The following is a 17,475-nucleotide window of genomic DNA, read 5'->3' as shown; positions in this document are numbered from 1 at the left end:
TCTTACGTCTTACGTCTTACGTCTTACGTCTTACGTCTTACGTCTTACGTCTTACAGTGATGATACCACACCTCCAACATCCTGCAAGGATGATTACGATTCTTCCGCTACTTGTGACCGTTTTTGAATAATCGCTTCCGCTTGTTTATGGGGCACTTCTTCATATCCATCAAATGTCATATTATAGACCCCTTGTCCTTGTGTAATCGAGCGTAACACCGTCACATAATCGCCAATTTCTGCCAACGGCACTTGTGCCTTAACGACGGATACGCCTTCTCGCTTACTTGGCTCCATGCCCAATACACGACCACGACGACTATTCAAATCGCCCATAATATCGCCCATAAATTGATCAGGCGCAAATACATTTACATAGTAGATAGGTTCTAATAGCACTGGCTTTGCTTCTGGAATTGCTTTTTTGATGGCTTGGGCCGCTGCCATTTTGAAAGCTAGTTCTGAAGAGTCTACTGAATGATAGGATCCATCTAATAACGTAACTTCTACACCGATCATAGGGTAGTGCGCAATCAGTCCCGCCTGTAACGTTTCTCTTACGCCCTTTTCAACGGCAGGAATATATTGTTTCGGTACGGCGCCACCAACAATTTTGTCTACGAAAGAAAAATCTTCTCCCGATGCCAATGGAGCCACCCGTAGTTTTACATGTCCATATTGGCCATGACCACCACTTTGTTTTTTGTGCTTTCCTTCCGCTTCAGCACTGGAACGAATCGTTTCCCGATATGGAATATACGGTGGTTCAATCGTAGCCGTAACGCCATATTTACGTGTCATTTTATGTAAAATATGTTCTAAATGCACTTCGCCCATGCAAGATACCAATGTTTGTTTTCCTTCACTGGATTTTATGATATGACACGTTGGATCTTCTTCCGATATTTTTAATAGTGCGTTGGTTACCTTTTCTTCTTCCCCTTTCTTCGTAGCTTTCACAGCCACTGTATACAGTGGTTGGGGAAAACGAATTGGTTCCAACCGTACTTTACAGTCCATGGCGCCGATAGTATCGCCTGTACGAGCCGCACTGAGTTTAGGAATCACAATAATATCCCCTGCCTTAGCCGCCGTAACAGGTACTTGTTGCTTGCCGATAAGCGTAAACATTTTACTCCATTTTTCTTCTACCCCTTGGGTCGTATTAAAAATGCGATCGCCTTCCGCTAGAGAGCCTGCAAAAATGCGAATGACACTTTGTTTACCCGAGAATGGGTCGAGCATGGTCTTTACTACGAATCCTGTAAAAGGTCCTGCCACATCGATGGCCCGTTCTTCACCAGAATCAATATCGGTGCCTTTAATTTTGCATTTTGTAGCATCCGGCATATAACGAATCATGCGGTCTAGCACTTGATCGAGTCCAATACGTCCCAAAGCAGTGCCACACATCACAGGACATACGCGACCAGATATCATCCCTTCTCGCAAACCGCGACGAATCTCTTCTAAGGATAACTCTTCTTCATTTAAATATTTTTCTAGTAAATCATCACTGCCTTCTGCCGCCGCTTCCACAGTCATTTCACGAATTTCTTGTGCTTTACCCACATACTCGGCGGGCACGTCGACTTCTTTCATAGTCCCCTTGTCATACACATAGGCGGTCATCTTAGCCACATCGATGACACCTTTGAACGCCCTTCCTTCACCGATAGGAATTTGGAGCGGCATAATCGCCTTGCCAAACAATTCACGCATCCGTTCTAAGGTACCAAAGAAATCGGCCCCATCTAAATCCATTTTATTGATGAATGCCATCCTAGGCATGTCTAATTCAACCGCATATTCAAAGGCTCGAAGAGTATCAATTTCTACCCCCGATGTGGCGGATAACACCATCAGCATACCGTCACAAGCACGAAGCGCCGCACGCACTTCGCCATGAAATTCCGAATAGCCTGGCGTGTCGATAAAATTAACTTTATGCCCCTTCCATTCACACGGTGCCATGCCCAGTTGAATGGTCACATTGCGCTGAATTTCTTCTGGTTCAAAGTCCATGATATGCTTATTGTCTTGACCCGTACCAACCGCATCAATTTCCCCCGAGGTGAGTAACAAGGATTCTACTAATGCCGTCTTACCAGCTCCGTCATGAGACACAACGGCCACATTACGGATTAAATCACTTCCATAATCTTTCATAAGAAACGCCTCCTCACTGTACACACGATTAGTTGTTATACAATTTCTACACGGAGCTATCAATCTCCTACATGAAAGCTATACTTTTTTTGCATACTAGAATATTTTTATACTCTACCAGTGCATGCATATAAGTGCACCTAGTATTATTAGAATAGACCTCTACATGCATCGTAGTCCCCAGCATGCCTACTTTCTTTCATCACAGAAAGATTTTATCCACGCTCCCATACCACAGCATGTGCTACGTAACATATGCTAACACCGACCTACTACAGTGCTACACGCACTATCCTAGCTGGTAAAACTCTCCGTCATCTATACAGCGCACCGCCCCATTCATTAGAATAGGCCTGTTCGTTTGCCGTAGTGCTTAGAGTCGCCGTTTTTCTTCCATCCCACGCGATCACCAATAGACATAACGCGACGGGTTAAGCAATTTTTACATTTATCCGCATTATCGTCAATGCACGGTTTATTGTTATAAAGTTGGTACTTCGCACGATGTTCCGGGACGGTAATAATCGGCATCAAAATATTCGCCCCTGCTTGTAACCCTTTTTCTCGCCCTAATGGATCAAGTGCTTGCAGCGCCGTAGTCGCCGCAATGTTGACATCTTTCAAAAATAGCCGTGTAAGGGCAATCATTTTAAGTCCCCATTGTATACGACGTTGTTCATCTTCCTTCGTATCCATATGATGCGCTAATGCCACCTCTCCTAATGGCGTATGGTTCGCCAATATATAGGGCCCCATACCAATCATATCAATATCCATATGTCGGTAAAATAAAATATCATTGACCAAATCATCTTCTGTCTGCCCTGGCAAGCCAATCATAACGCCCGTACCAACTTGAAAGCCTACTTTACGCAACGATCGTAAGCAATTGACTCTCGTATCAAACGAATGCAATGCATCCTTAGGATGAATCGTTTCATACAAATCACGATTCGTCGTTTCAATGCGCAACAAATAGCGACTGGCCCCCGCTTCACGCATACGACGATAGGCTTCTTCCGTCTGTTCGCCTACGCACATAGTAATGCCAATAGACCCATCACCAATGTTCATAATATCTTCAATTAAGCCGACCACATAATCGACAAAGGCCTCGTCCTTTCGTTCACCCGATTGCAAACAAATGGATCCATACTCGTGATCATAGGCCCATTGTGCCATGCGCAATATATCATCACGACTCATATCAAATCGATCGGTCCACGTATTATCACGACGAATGCCGCAATACTTACAATTTTTAATACATCGATTCGAAAACTCAATAAGTCCTCGGTAATAGGCGATTGGTTCTACATAATGGCACTTCACTTCATAGGCTTTTTTATAAATTTTCTCTAAAGAGGCTTGGTCAGTGACACGCATTAAATAGCGTAATTCCTCTTCCGTAAGGCAATCAGCCCCTACTAAATCTTTTTGTAAAATCTCTTCTACTGTCATATATACTTTAATCCTTCACTATCTATTTCTACCGTTTCCCATCGTCTGCCATAGGCGTATCTTATAAGCAATAATACCTATAACGTTCGTCTTAGGTAACATTCCCCAGCACCCTTTGTAATGAGCAATGATGCATGTAACACTCGTCTGTTCTTACGCGTGTGTGGACTTATCAAGATACGTAAGGTTAATGTGACGCCTACCCACTACCGTGCAATACATAGCACTAGCACCTATAAGTAGCACTCATCGCCACACCTAAGGCCGACCTCTCCTGTGGACTCTCTATATTATATCTCTAGTATATCGTACTTTTTCGATTTTAACCACCTACATGATTGCTCTCCATGAAAAAGTAAAACTCATCTTGATTTTCTATCGACCTAACATATCTAACCATCTACATGCTCGTTCTTCATGAAAAAGTAACCCCTTCGCCCTATCTTATACAGAGCTATTGTTCTACCTCATAGGCAAAACCTTTCTATCTATCTATCCATCATCCTATACAAAACCTGTCTATCTATTTCCATACACAACCTGTTACCCTAATAAAAGAAGTCTTTATACAAAATCACTCTATGGGCATCGGCACATATACATGTTGTAATACACCGCCCAATCGACTAACAATGCTACACCAATCACATATACACTATACATGTATACTATGCATAGTTCCTAGGAACAGTATATAATGGAAGTAATCAAATTATAGTCTGAAAGGAGATTACTCATGAAGTCACGACTCCAACCATTCATGCCAGCTCTATGTCACTGTGTCACCGATACGGCTCAAGGATCTATCGGTGCCTTAGTGCCATTTTTTATCAGCACCCTTGGCTTATCCTATTACGAAGCAGGCACTTTAATGTTTGCTAATACTACAGTCGCTTCTCTCGCACAACCCTTCTTCGGCTATCTATCCGACAAAATTAAACTGCCCTTCTGCATTCCCTTAGGTATGCTCATTGCCACTGGCTCTATTACCGCCATGGCTTTTGCTGATTCCTATGCCATGCTCGTTCTACTCTGTTTAATTGCCGGCATCGGGTCTGCCCTCTTTCATCCAGAAGGGGCTATGCTCGTCAATCGCATGGGATCTCATCAAGCGGGAAAAGCCATGGGTACCTTTGCCGTCGGCGGTAACGTAGGATTCGCCATCGGTCCTTTACTCGTATCCGGTGTATACGTGGTAAGCGTATACGCGCTCTTTGCCTTTCTCTTGCTCGGCTTCCTCGCTGCTGGTATCTATTTCTATTGCCGCCCTGGTGAAAGCCAACTACAAACTACACCCAATACTCCCGTCAAAACAACCGCTACTGGCACCAATGATTGGGTTAGTTTTAGTAAATTATGCGTAGTCATCACCAGCCGTTCCATCTGTTTCGGCATCTTAATCACATTCATCCCCCTCTATTGGATTACCTATCTCTACCAAACACCAGAGCTAAGTAACGCCGCCCTCACTATATTTTTCACTATCGGCGCCATCTTAACCTACTACGGCGGTCGCCAGTCGGATAAACTAGGATTTTCCACCACCATAAAAATCGCTAATCTCATATTGCTTCCTACAGTAATTGCCTTTACTATGAGCAATACGACTTGGCTATCCTACCTGTTGATGATGCCCCTCGCCTATGGTGTCTCGGCGCAATATGGCTCCATCATCGTACTAGGACAACAATACTTAGCGAAAAATATCGGCTTTGCCTCTGGTATCACCCTCGGTTTAGGCGTTACCTTAGGCGGTCTTATGACGCCACTCATCGGTGCTATAGCCGACGCCTATACGATTCGAACCGCCATGCAAGTGATGATTCCCATCGTCCTACTCGCGAGTATAACCAGTTTCTTTTTGAAAGATACGTCCCGTTGATTAACAAGCACATCGGCTTTTCCTCTCGCATCACCCTCGGTTTAGGCGTTACCTTGGGCGGTCTACTCGTGCTAGCCGCAATACACTATCTGGCATAGTAAAAAGTCCCGTACCTAGGTACGGGACTTTTACATGGATACCAATGATGGTATAGGATGTATTATTTTGCTTCTTTTGCAGCGATGGCACATACATCGACGATATCGGAAGCAAAGCAACCACGACTCAAGTCATGAATTGGTGCTGCTAAACCTTGAATCAATGGGCCAAGAGCAGTTGCCCCTGCAAAACGTTGTACTAATTTATAGCCAATGTTTGCCGCTTGCAAATCAGGGAAAATCAAGATGTTTGCATGACCAGCTACAGTAGAACCTGGTGCTTTACGTTCTGCTACAGATGGTTCAATGGATGCATCCAATTGAAGTTCTCCATCAAATTTAAAGTCCACATTGCGACCTTTCAAATCGTCTACAGCAGCTACTACTTTATCTACTTCTGGAGAGGACGCAGAGCCTTTTGTAGAGAAGGATAAGAAGGATACACGAGGATCGCTCATACCTACAACGCGACGAGCTTTTTCCACTGTAGAGCAAGCAATGTCGGCTAATTGTTCTGAGCTTGGGTTAGGAATTACACCGCAGTCAGAGAATACTAACATGCCATCATCGCCATATTGTTTTTTATCAGTGAATACGAACATAGCGGAGGATACAGTTTTAAGACCTGGTGCTGTACCTACGCATTGTAATGCAGCACGAAGCACATTTGCTGTTGGGCTAGCAGAACCAGCTACCATAGCATCTACTTCGCCAATGTTTACTAACATAGCACCGAAGAATAAGCAATCTTTTTTCAAAATTTCAGTCGCTTTTTCAGGGGTCATACCTTTTTTAGCACGACGTTTTGTGAATACGTCTACCGCTTCATCGAAACGAGCATAGGTTGCTGGATTGATGATAACGGCGCCATCAATGTTTACGCCTTCTGCTTTTGCAGCTGCTTGTACTTTTGCTTCATCACCTACTAATACAGGTGTGCAGAAACCTTCTTTTAAAATCATTTCAGTGGCTTGTAATACACGCGCATCTGTAAATTCTGGTAATACAATTTTTTTACCTAATGGTTTTACTTGATCTTTAATGTCTTGAATTAAACTCACGATTATGCCTCCTTATAACTTGACGAAATTCGCCATTCCTACACATGATTATATCAAATTCACATCACTTATAAAAGTATAATCTAGGAGTATTATGAGGAGCGTACAAATCCATCGAATGACACATCATGTCATAATGCTCCTACGATTGCGTAGAAATGCATATACGCGCTACTATATACATCACGTACTTCTATTATACACCATCTATGATATACTTATACTACAGAAAGTAGGCGATACACATGGGACACAAAAAAAAATCTAATACGCCCCCTAAAACAAAACTACCACCACAACCATCGATTACTATGATATGGACTCGGCTAATGAACGTTGTATTCTTCATCAGTTTCATCGCTCTGGCCTATCTCTTTTACATGCATATGAATGTGCAATACATAGGAGCCATCATGCTACTCGATATAGTTCTTTCTATCCTCTATTGGGTGCGTCACAAATGCTACGTGCTTACCCACGAAGCAGTAGAAAAAGAAATACGAATTATCATAGCCTATATCATCTCCATGATTACCGTGACATTCTATGTCATTTCTCTCGTGCGCTCCAATCAAATGACTGATACCATAGAACGCATCATCATCGTTGCCTCTCTATTCATCGGCTACGCCATCTATCACAGTACCAAAGGTCTACTACCAAAACTCATAGAAAACAAAGAAAACCAATAAGTAAAAGCATACCATCTATTAACCTTTCTATGCCTAGATGCATACACGATAGGCGTGAAACATAAACCACAAAGGCACTGACTACCACCAAGGTAGCCAGTGCCTTTCTATTGTTAGTTGTATCATCCTATTCGATGGTCATCAAACGAATGACATCAAGTACGCCCTATATCTATTCTAGTATATACAGATGCATCATACATGTAGGCGTAAACCTACTATACTACTATGAACAATCATATATGTCATATCGCTGTGACTAGCGCCATAGTTACTTACTAAAATAGTCTTTTCCTACTTTCAAATCGCCCCGTTTACAAGACACTTGTAGTTCATCGCCACTCATCAATTGTAATGACCCTAAGGGTACTAGGTATTGACCATTGCGATAGACGCTAACCACGTTCATACCCACAGGCAAATCCAGTTCTTCTAACGCAGTGCCAATATGTTCACTTACCACAGAAATTTTAGTTTGAAATACGGTCTGTATGCTTTCCATAGATGGCTGCTTCGTCATGGCTTGTAAGAGGGAATCATAAATCGGTGGTTCTTTACATAATTCCGCCACTAAATAGGCGATAATCGTAACGATGCCAATGGCATAAATATTGTGAAAGCTATTGGTCATTTCCAACACTAATAAAATCGCCAATAACGGTGTACGCATAGCCGCCGCCAGCATACCACCCATAGCACACACTACGAGTTGTGGCACCCAATCGCCTTGTATGCACCCGAAAGAGGTGAGTAAGCTTTCACTGAAAGCACCCGCCGCACCACCGATAACGAGCATGGGTAAGAAAATCCCCCCTTGTGCACCACTGCCATAGCAAAATGAGGTGAGTAGTATTTTCCCCACCACGATACACGCCAACAAGGTTAGACCGTGAGAGTGTTCTGCTAGTTCTGCCACGAGGTCATTACCGCCACCTAATAACAGTTGGGAATCATAGCCGATGAGAGCTACGACGATAAAGGTAATGACAAGTTTCATACATCGTGATAGGGGCATTCTTTCAAAAAGACCTTTACACAGAAATATGGCCCGACAAAATAGAACACCTAGTAAACCCATGCCGATGCCCATAGGGATGAGGTAGGGAAAGTACATCAATGGCAATCCATCCAATACGGTAAACCCTAAAGAGGGTTGCAAGCCAAAGAGTTGCGCCGTAATAAAATTAGAAATCAGCGCCGCCACAAAGGTGGGAATCACTAATAAGGGGTAAAAGCTTTTATGCACTTCTTCAAAAACGAAAATGGCGCCCGACACAGGTGCACTAAATGCGGCAGCCAGGCCAGCCGCTGCCCCAGCCGATGTGAGAATACGCTGTTCACGAAGAGAACTTTTCATCCAGTAGGACACAATTTTGCCTACCGCGCCCCCTAGTTGCACCGAAGGCCCTTCGCGACCCACAGAAAATCCAGCCAATCCCGTCAAGGCACCGCCAATATATTTAGACACCAATATACGGTACGGTTTCATGCTAAAAATGCCCTGCATTTCTCCTTCGATTTGCGGAATACCTGAACCGCCTGACAAGGGCGCCCACTGCAATGTTTTATCGATGATAAAGGCCATGACCACCATAAGGAGCAGCCAACCGATGACAGATAGTGCATCGGTATGAGCCATCAAAGACCATCGCCAATGTTCAGACGTTAAAATAAAATAGCGAAAGGTAGCTCCAAAAAATCCTGCAATGACACCCACCAAGGCCCCTTTACCGATTAAATCGAGGAGCATCGCTCGATTCATAGTTAAATCTACAAGAGATGTATTCTTTCTCCTGTATAACGATAATTTCATACATATACTCCATCAATGATTAACACGTACACTTGTCTTTTTTCTTCTTGCACACACAGCGTTTCATCGCCGCTCTTTGATCAAGACCATGAAGAATCGTTTCTTTTTGCTTTGCTTTTTTACGTTTCTTCTGCTTTTTCTGCTTCTTTTTCTCTTCCTTATAATGTTGTTTCGCCAATTTTTTAACTAGCTTTTTCCACGACATGCCAGCAATCAATTCATCGACCAACACTTCTACCGCTGTTACGTCTGGCGACGCGTCACCTGTTGCCTGTGATTGCGTATCCGTATCCTTATTTTTATCCTTTTTCTTATCCTTATTTTTATGCTTCTTCTTAGTTTTTTGTAAATCCTCGTGACTCATAGTGTGAGAGGTAGGGCGTTTTTTGTCTTCTCTTACATGCGCGCCCTCTTGTGCCATCTCGTTCATATCCACCTTGGCATGTTTATGTTCCTCATCTGCAAGAACCGTCCGTAACGATGACGATGCACGATGGTCCCCTACGTCTTCTTGCATGGTCACCATTGGTTGCTGCGGTTTCACCATAAGCGGCGATGGATGTGTAAGTGTTACATCGTTCCGTTTCTTAACCACTAGCGGTTGTTTCTTCTCTACCGTCATCGCCTGTGGTTCTTTTCGCATCACTCGATTCGACGGTTTTACCATCATTGGACCTGTAGGTCGCTCTACTAACGGTTTATGATAGGAAAGCATCAATTCACGTACCACTTCTGGCACTTCCACATCTTCTAACTCGGCCATATGAAAGTCCATAGCAGACGATGTATCACCGTCTAAACAATTTTGTTCCAACGATTCATACACATGTAATCCGGCTAATTGTTGTTGCACATCATAAATTTGGGACCATAGCGTTTCTAACAGCCCCGTATAATATAGACGATACTTCACTTCTTCATAGGCCAATTTAGTCACTTGTAGTTCTTCTGGCGAAATATCATCGTCCACGCTAATTTCCTCAATGACCTGTAAAATTTTTTGATCCTCTTTATGTTTGTCTTGTAGCATACGGCGAACGCTAGTAACTATCGCCATATCTACGATACCGTGCTGATTATACATACATATCTCCTATTCCTCTTGTGACAACCACGAACTACGAATGCTAGGTTCCTCACGTTACATGCTCATGACGAACTATGATTCTCTTATGTAGTAATCATACCACTTACCTAAGGGTATTGTTAAGTAGAGAGATGGCCTTTCAACTAATTAATTCATAGGGCCCCTAGGAGAAGGGCTATCGCCACTCATACAACGCACTTCATCGACGATGAAAAAGTCACGCTTCCTCTAACACTAGGACTGACAAAAACATATACACGATACAAAGCAACTCACACCTATGCGCAATAATTGTATGCCCTATCGCCATGATTGTATGCCCTATTGCCATGAATCGCCTTATATATACTAGACAAGGAACTAGCTTCTTGTACACCCTACGCACACCATCACCAATGGCACGATAGCCACCACTTGAGACATTCTACACAACAACCATCACGAATAGCATTACACGCACGTATACAAAACCGTCACCGTTGTCATACTAAGCGTGCCTCTTAGTACTCCTACGCAACAGCGCTCATAGAACTCGTCCTAGCATAGGTGCCTATAACCGTTTCGAAGGACTTTCTCTCCATCGTATCAAAATGTAGATCATGTGATGATTCTAAACGACGTACGAAGACCTAGATGGCTATGATTGCTCATGGATACAACGTCTTTCATAGGCTATAGGTTTCTCATAAGATATGATATAATAAGTTACATTAAGGAGTGTGATAGTGTAATGGATAGTGACATAACCATTGACCTGATTATCGTGCTAGCATTGATCATAGCTAACGGTTTATTTTCTATGACAGAGCTAGCCATTGTAAATTCTAAAAAAAGTAAATTGGAAGAACTGGCCAATCAAAATAATCATGCCGCCAAGCGTGCCTTATCTCTCTTGGAGGATCCTAATCAAATGTTCTCCACCGTACAAATCGGCATTACCTTGGTAGGTATCATTACTGGTTTATATTCTGGAGCCACCTTTGCGGAACCCCTATCCGATTGGATTGGTTCCGTCGCCCCTGCTATCGAGCATTATGCTTCATCGATTAGCTCTTTCATCATCATCGCCTTAACCACCTATTTGTCGTTGATGATTGGCGAACTGGTGCCTAAGCGATTGGCGCTGAATAGTCCTGAAACGATTGCTATGTCTGTTGCTCATCCCATTTATTATTTATCCCTTGCGTTAAAACCGATTGTCGTCTTTTTAAGTGCGTCTACGAATATATTTTTAAAAGTACTGGGCGTGAAAAATAAGGAAGAAGCCCCCGTTACAGAATCGGAAATTAATAAAATGCTCACCGACGGTGTGGCGATGGGAGCCTTTGAAGAAGAAGAACCCGTGTTAGTGGATAATATTTTCCGCCTTGCCGACTTGAATGCGTCCGATGTAATGACACCGCGGACACAATTAAAATGGATTGACCTCAACAGTGATGAAGAAGACATAAAAAGTATACTCGCTACGGCGCATCACTATCGAATTCCTGTAGGGAAAGATTCCTTGGACGACTTAATTGGATTAGTGACCGTATCGGATATACTTACGTTGCAACTGACAAAGACGAAAGAACAGTCATTAACGGACATGATTTATGAGTGCACGAAAGAACCGCTCCTAGTGCCCGAATCCATTACGCTCATGAAGTTGCTCGAATTATTTCGCCAAGAAGGTGTCCATGAAACCATCGTGTTAGATGAGTACGGTGCTTTCAGTGGACTTGTTACCTTGCACGACATTATGGAAGAAATCGTAGGTCTCATGCCATCGGGGGAAGAGGAAAAACAGGAAGAGGAAAATCGTGTCATACAGCGATCCGAAACGACGTGGCTCGTAGATGGGTTGCTCAATATAGATGAGTTCAAAGATTACTTTGCCATCACCAAGGAATTACCTGGCCAGTTGGACGACTTGTATAAAACGATGGGTGGATTTGTTACCTATCTAGTAGGGCGTATTCCGAAAGAAACAGATACGTGTCATTGGGATGCCTATACCTTTGAAGTGATGGATATGGACAACACGCGGGTGGATAAAATTATGATCACCTATGAACCACCAATCGATGAGGATACCTCAGAAGAAACGGATTCCATCTAAGAGGGTAAGACTATAAACAGATTGACATAGATTCCCATAACCTACGTGTCTAAGCGCCATATGATGTAATCAATTTTAGGCATCTCTATGGCTCCGCCTAAAAGTACGTAAGCGAATCAAATCTAATAAGAACGTGACCTACCACTAGGTTACACTTTCCACCTATGACCACGTGTCGTAACACGGGTAGGATAGGAACCACTTCTATAACGCTCCTATGGAGGAACCTACTAAAAAGATGTATAATACAACTATGTATACAGTAATGACTACATTTGTATCATTATAGGTATCGTATAGGTTTCTCGGGTCATCATAGGTTACTATCACTTCTATCCATAAGGACCGTCAACGATACCTATAATTACATATTCACGTATAAGGACTGTATCGATGCAGTCCTTACTTTACATAATAAAAATTTTGCAAAATATAATTTTACAACTATAGCGCAGTGAATCGCCAAGAAAGGAGGATGCGGTTATTGTCTGTAATAACCGTTACAATTATGAAAGTATCTTCTTATGTCACACGCCTAGGTGCGTATATAACTATGAGTGCCATTCTATGTATATCCGCCCTAGCCTCTACTGGTTGTGGTTCTACAACCGCCAAACAAGCGCCTACACCACTGGTAAAAACAATGGTGATTGGTGAAAGCCAAGGCGCGGATAGTACTACCTATTCTGGAGTGATTCAGAATAAAACAGAAACCCAATTGGCCTTTCAGAGTAGCGGACAAGTGGTAACCAAACAAATCCATGTAGGTGATCACGTACAGGCGGGTCAAGTTCTTGGTTCCGTAGATAAAAGCAATGTCCAAGATCAAGTAACACGTGCCCATGCAGCTGTAACTGCGGCACAATCACAATATGACTTGGCCGCCACCAATGCGAACCGTTACCAATCACTTTACGATCAACAAGCGGTTAGCCGTTTACAGTTAGATCAAATGATTCACGCTAACAACTCGGCCTTAGCCGCCTTGGAGGAAGCAAAAGCGAATTTGAATACGGCTACAACCCAACTGGCCTATACAAATCTCGTAGCCCCCGACGATGGCATCATTACGGCCGTTCATTTTGAAGTGGGACAAGTCGTCGCCGCTGGGCAACAAGTAGCTACCATGACCAGTGGTAATGAACCAGAAGCTGTGATTGCCTTACCAGAACAAATTGTAGGCACCATCCATAGTGGCATGCCCGTCACAGTATCTCTATGGGCGTTGCCAAACCAATCGATACAAGGGGTAGTGCGAGAAATTTCTCCCGTACCTGATCCTGTATCACGCACATATACGGTACGGATTAGTCTATCCAATCCACCTGCGGCCTTAGAGCTCGGTATGACTGCCAATGTATCACTTACGAGTGCAGCTAACGAGGCTATTACCATTCCGATTACAGCTCTAACTAAAAATAGCACAGGACAAGCATCTGTCTATGTAATACGGAAGAATACACTTCATCTAGTACCCGTCACCACTAGTCAATTTCAAGATAATAACGTACTCGTCACACAAGGCTTGTCGCGCGGTGACCGCATTGTCACTGCCGGTGTAGATCGATTGTCTGACGGCGAAACAGTACGCTTTTAGTGCTATCATCTATGAGGTGTCTTATGAGTCGAATTAACTTAGCATCTTGGGCCTTACGGCACAAGTCGATTATCTATTATTTTATAGCCGTGCTCTTAACCTTCGGCATTTTTTCCTTTATCCACATGGGCCGCATGGAAGATCCATCTTTCACCATTCGTACCATGGTCATCGGTGCGTCATGGCCAGGTGCCAGCCCTGAAGAAATGTCCACGCAAGTAACAGACAAACTGGAAGAAGCAATTCGTGATGTACCAGGTCTTGATTATACGCGAAGTTTTACCGACGGTGGTAAATCTGTTATCTATGTGAATCTGAAAGACGACGTATCCACCAATCAAGTGCGCCAATCGTGGACAGAAATTAGAAACAAAGTGAATGACGAATGGAAAAACCTACCTTCCGGCGTACAAGGACCTATCATCAACGATCGTTTCGATGATGTATACGGCACCATCTATGCCATAACAGGCAATGATTATAGTTTTGAAGAAAAACGACAACAAGCGGAATCCATTAAGCGCGCCTTACTGTCCGTACCTCATGTGAAAAAAATCGAATTAATCGGCGTACAGCAACAAACCTTACACATTGAAATGGATAAAGATAAATTGGCCGCCTATCACGTGAGCAATCAAGAGCTACTAACCGCCATTAAGCAACAAAGTACCATGGTACCTGCTGGTATGATTACTACCGATACGACCAATGTCTACGTTCGCGTGAATGGGCTCTTTAATTCCATCGACGAAATTCGTAATCTACCCCTTACTATACACGGTCAAATCATACGTCTCGGCGACATTGCCACCGCTACCATGGATTACTCAGATCCATCACAACCTTTGTTCTTTTACAATGGCACGCCCGCTATCGGTATTGCTATTTCCATGGAAGACGGTGCTAACAATATAGAATTTGGACAAGCTATCGATGAAAAAATGGCGACCTTGCAAGGGGAAATTCCAGTAGGATTATCTATCAATCAAGTGTCGAATCAACCACACATCGTGCAAACGTCGATTAATACCTTTTCTCGCTCCCTCTTAGAAGCCATCATCATCGTCTTAGCCGTAAGTTTTATATCGCTCGGTCTACGAAGCGGTATCGTGGTAGCCTTAACGATTCCCGTCGTCGTCTGCTCCACCTTTATCGCCATGTATCTCAATCATATCGATTTACATAAAGTAAGTTTGGGCGCTCTCATTATCTCTCTCGGCTTACTCGTAGACGATGCGATCATCGTCGTAGAAATGATGATTGTAAAATTAGAGGAAGGTCTCGATCACAGTCGTGCGGCTACAGCCGCTTTTCGCTCCACCGCCCTTCCCATGCTAAGTGGTACACTCATCACTTGTGCCGGCTTTATCCCGATTTCCTTATCGAAAGGTATGGTGGCAGAATTTTGTGCCAGCCTGTTTGCCGTTGTCGCCTTGGCGCTTCTACTTTCCTGGATTGCCTCCGTGTTGGTAAGTCCTGTACTAGGCTATGAATTGATACGCGTAACGCCGACCACGAAAGATACGTGGAAATCACGGGTCATTGCAAAACTCTACGACCGTTTCAGACGCATCTTGCTCTACGCATTAGGCCATAAACGGCTGGTCTTACTCACGACGCTCGGCGTGTTCATCGTATCGCTTAGTACGTTTCCTTTGTTGAAAGAAGAATTTTTCCCCACTTCCACACGGAATGAAATTATCCTAAACATGCAATTTCCCCAAAGCTCGTCCTTGGCCTACACGAAACAACAGGCGGACACCTTATCACGCATGCTCGATGGCGATCCACGCATTGCCAGCTATACCACCTATGTAGGCGAAGGGTCGCCACGCTTTGTGTTGACCCAAGATCCAGAATTGCCGCGCAATAACTTTATGCAAGCCGTCATCGTCACCCAGTCGCTCAGCGATCGTAACTCGTTGTACGAAGAACTACAAAACACGCTAAACACCACCTATCCATCGGCGTTGACCACATTGCAGTTTTTACAAACAGGGCCCCCTTCCAAATACCCAATCATGCTCCGCGTATCTGGTCCAGAACCAGACATGGTAAAAACAATTGCTAACTCCGTAAAGGAAGAAATGGAACAAACCCCTCACGTATCCGATGTGGCTTTTGATTGGCCCGATACAGAACCGACCGCCCAGATTCACATCGACCCCAATAAGGCCCGCGCCTTAGGTGTGGACAGTTATGCCATCTCCCTAACGTTACAACAAGAAATTTCCGGTATGAAAGTCGGCGAATTCTACGAAGGCAACCAAACGATTCCCATCCAATTTAAACTAGCCGGTAACGTGGCTCATAACCTTTCCGTGCTACAATCTTTGCCAATTCAAACGGCCTCTGGTGCCTATGTACCATTAAGTCAAATCGCTACCATATCCTTATCCCAAGAGGAAGGTATCATTTGGCATCGCAACATGAAACCGACCATTACCGTTCATGGCTCCGTACCGCCAACCGTGTTAGCAAACTCTGTAGAAAAAGATATTTATCAACAATTAGCACCCCTTCGTGAAAGCCTCCCTGTAGGCTATACCATTGAGTTAGACGGGGCCACTGAAAAAAGTGAAATCGCCCTTTCCAACTTGCTAACCGCCGTACCTGTCCTATGCTTCATTACCATGACCATCCTCATGTTCCAACTTAAAAAAATAACGCTCATGATTATGGCCGTATTAACTGCACCATTGGGCCTCATCGGCGTCGTATTATCCCTCGTTATAACGAGAACGCCCCTCGGTTTCATGTCCATTTTAGGTATTATCGCATTAAGTGGTATGATTATCCGTAACTCCATTATTCTCATCGATCAAATTGAAACGCATCGTGCCAACGGTGAAGACGTGCGACAAGCGGTCATCGACTCGACGCTATTGCGATTTAGACCGATTATGCTCACCGCTATGGCCGCCATCCTCGGCATGATTCCCCTTATGCGCGATGTATTCTGGGCGCCTATGGCGATTGCTTTCAGTGGTGGCTTGTTAGTGGCCACCTTGCTCACCCTCATCGTCTTGCCCGTTATGTACACTACTTGGTACGAACGAAAACACTAACGATGACACTGAAAGAATGACAAGATACGAGATGTCTATTTCATCTATCCCTACGTACTGATAATAAACGATATACTCACGCGCAAGGTAACGAAATAGACATCTCTTGTCTCTAGTCCCCAAAGAATATCGGTATAGGATCATCTTCATTTCTTGATACGCCTGTTGCACAGAAATGATAAAAATAAATGATAGGAATATGACTCATTCCAAATATAACAAAATCCCCTAGGATTAAAAATCCTAGGGGATTTGACTTTTTATTGAGAGTTACCTCTTAGGCTATTGCTCAAATTAGCACAAAACCCATAGGGATTACCATTCAGTAGAGTTGCACTTGACTTAACAATTCAAGATTCAAAAAAATAGTTTCTGTTTACTTGTGATAGTGTTCTATTTTATCCTCATATTTTTTTATAAGTTCTCGTGAATAAACTTTTTTGTTT

At 43.5% G+C, this 17,475-nt stretch carries 10 protein-coding genes; 5 read left to right on the top strand and 5 right to left on the bottom strand.

Translation table 11 applies throughout. The features are described 5' to 3' along the window. Positions 1-93: 93 nt before the first annotated feature. On the bottom strand, positions 94-2,169 hold the full coding sequence (gene fusA / locus P6940_RS08020; protein ID WP_277293731.1) for an elongation factor G: 2,076 nt from the start codon (positions 2,167-2,169) through the stop codon (positions 94-96). A 342-nt stretch (positions 2,170-2,511) separates the two neighbouring features. Further along, positions 2,512-3,630 carry a [FeFe] hydrogenase H-cluster radical SAM maturase HydE gene (gene hydE, locus P6940_RS08015; RefSeq protein ID WP_277293730.1) on the bottom strand — a complete coding sequence of 373 codons (1,119 nt, stop codon included), beginning with the start codon at positions 3,628-3,630 and terminating at the stop codon, positions 2,512-2,514. Positions 3,631-4,366: 736 nt separating this feature from the next. Between hydE and P6940_RS08010 the strand changes: the two genes are divergently transcribed. After that, complete coding sequence (locus P6940_RS08010) at positions 4,367-5,512, top strand: MFS transporter (RefSeq protein WP_277293729.1); 1,146 nt, start codon at positions 4,367-4,369, stop codon at positions 5,510-5,512. A 160-nt stretch (positions 5,513-5,672) separates the two neighbouring features. Here the strand turns inward: P6940_RS08010 and pta are convergent, their stop codons facing one another. Continuing rightward, positions 5,673-6,671: a phosphate acetyltransferase gene (gene pta, locus P6940_RS08005; RefSeq protein ID WP_028257591.1), complete on the bottom strand. Its 999-nt coding sequence runs from the start codon at positions 6,669-6,671 to the stop codon at positions 5,673-5,675. Positions 6,672-6,916: 245 nt separating this feature from the next. Between pta and P6940_RS08000 the strand changes: the two genes are divergently transcribed. Next, positions 6,917-7,363, top strand: a complete 447-nt coding sequence (locus P6940_RS08000) for a hypothetical protein (RefSeq protein WP_277293728.1) — start codon at positions 6,917-6,919, stop codon at positions 7,361-7,363. Positions 7,364-7,634: 271 nt separating this feature from the next. On the opposite strand, the gene P6940_RS07995 is transcribed toward P6940_RS08000, so the two are convergent. Both P6940_RS07995 and P6940_RS07990 read right to left on the bottom strand, forming a co-directional pair. After that, the gene (locus tag P6940_RS07995) at positions 7,635-9,176 is read right to left on the bottom strand and encodes a ClC family H(+)/Cl(-) exchange transporter (protein WP_277293727.1); all 1,542 of its coding nucleotides are present in this window, start codon (positions 9,174-9,176) and stop codon (positions 7,635-7,637) included. A gap of 19 nt (positions 9,177-9,195) precedes the next feature. Beyond that, on the bottom strand, positions 9,196-10,260 hold the full coding sequence (locus P6940_RS07990) for a hypothetical protein (protein WP_277293726.1): 1,065 nt from the start codon (positions 10,258-10,260) through the stop codon (positions 9,196-9,198). A 733-nt stretch (positions 10,261-10,993) separates the two neighbouring features. On the opposite strand from P6940_RS07990, the gene P6940_RS07985 reads away from it, so the two are divergent. From P6940_RS07985 to P6940_RS07975, 3 genes are all read left to right on the top strand, one after another. Beyond that, the gene (locus P6940_RS07985; RefSeq protein ID WP_277293725.1) at positions 10,994-12,364 is read left to right on the top strand and encodes a hemolysin family protein; all 1,371 of its coding nucleotides are present in this window, start codon (positions 10,994-10,996) and stop codon (positions 12,362-12,364) included. Between the two features lie 475 nt (positions 12,365-12,839). Continuing rightward, the gene (locus tag P6940_RS07980; RefSeq protein ID WP_277293724.1) at positions 12,840-13,961 is read left to right on the top strand and encodes an efflux RND transporter periplasmic adaptor subunit; all 1,122 of its coding nucleotides are present in this window, start codon (positions 12,840-12,842) and stop codon (positions 13,959-13,961) included. Positions 13,962-13,984: 23 nt separating this feature from the next. Further along, positions 13,985-17,029, top strand: a complete 3,045-nt coding sequence (locus P6940_RS07975) for an efflux RND transporter permease subunit (protein WP_277293723.1) — start codon at positions 13,985-13,987, stop codon at positions 17,027-17,029. Positions 17,030-17,475 lie beyond the last annotated feature (446 nt).

The organism is Veillonella montpellierensis, from assembly GCF_947090115.1.
Lineage (GTDB): Bacteria > Bacillota > Negativicutes > Veillonellales > Veillonellaceae > Veillonella > Veillonella montpellierensis.
This window is presented reverse-complemented; position numbering and strand designations above follow the sequence as displayed.

Excerpts from the sequence above, each read along its gene's own strand:
- P6940_RS08000 (WP_277293728.1), top strand. The coding sequence starts at position 6,917 with ATGGGACACAAAAAAAAATCTAATACGCCCCCTAAAACAAAACTACCA.
- P6940_RS07995 (WP_277293727.1), bottom strand. The coding sequence starts at position 9,176 with ATGAAATTATCGTTATACAGGAGAAAGAATACATCTCTTGTAGATTTA.
- P6940_RS08010 (WP_277293729.1), top strand. The coding sequence starts at position 4,367 with ATGAAGTCACGACTCCAACCATTCATGCCAGCTCTATGTCACTGTGTC.
- fusA (WP_277293731.1), bottom strand. The coding sequence starts at position 2,169 with ATGAAAGATTATGGAAGTGATTTAATCCGTAATGTGGCCGTTGTGTCT.
- P6940_RS07985 (WP_277293725.1), top strand. The coding sequence starts at position 10,994 with ATGGATAGTGACATAACCATTGACCTGATTATCGTGCTAGCATTGATC.
- P6940_RS07975 (WP_277293723.1), top strand. The coding sequence starts at position 13,985 with ATGAGTCGAATTAACTTAGCATCTTGGGCCTTACGGCACAAGTCGATT.
- P6940_RS07980 (WP_277293724.1), top strand. The coding sequence starts at position 12,840 with ATGCGGTTATTGTCTGTAATAACCGTTACAATTATGAAAGTATCTTCT.
- P6940_RS07990 (WP_277293726.1), bottom strand. The coding sequence starts at position 10,260 with ATGTATAATCAGCACGGTATCGTAGATATGGCGATAGTTACTAGCGTT.
- hydE (WP_277293730.1), bottom strand. The coding sequence starts at position 3,630 with ATGACAGTAGAAGAGATTTTACAAAAAGATTTAGTAGGGGCTGATTGC.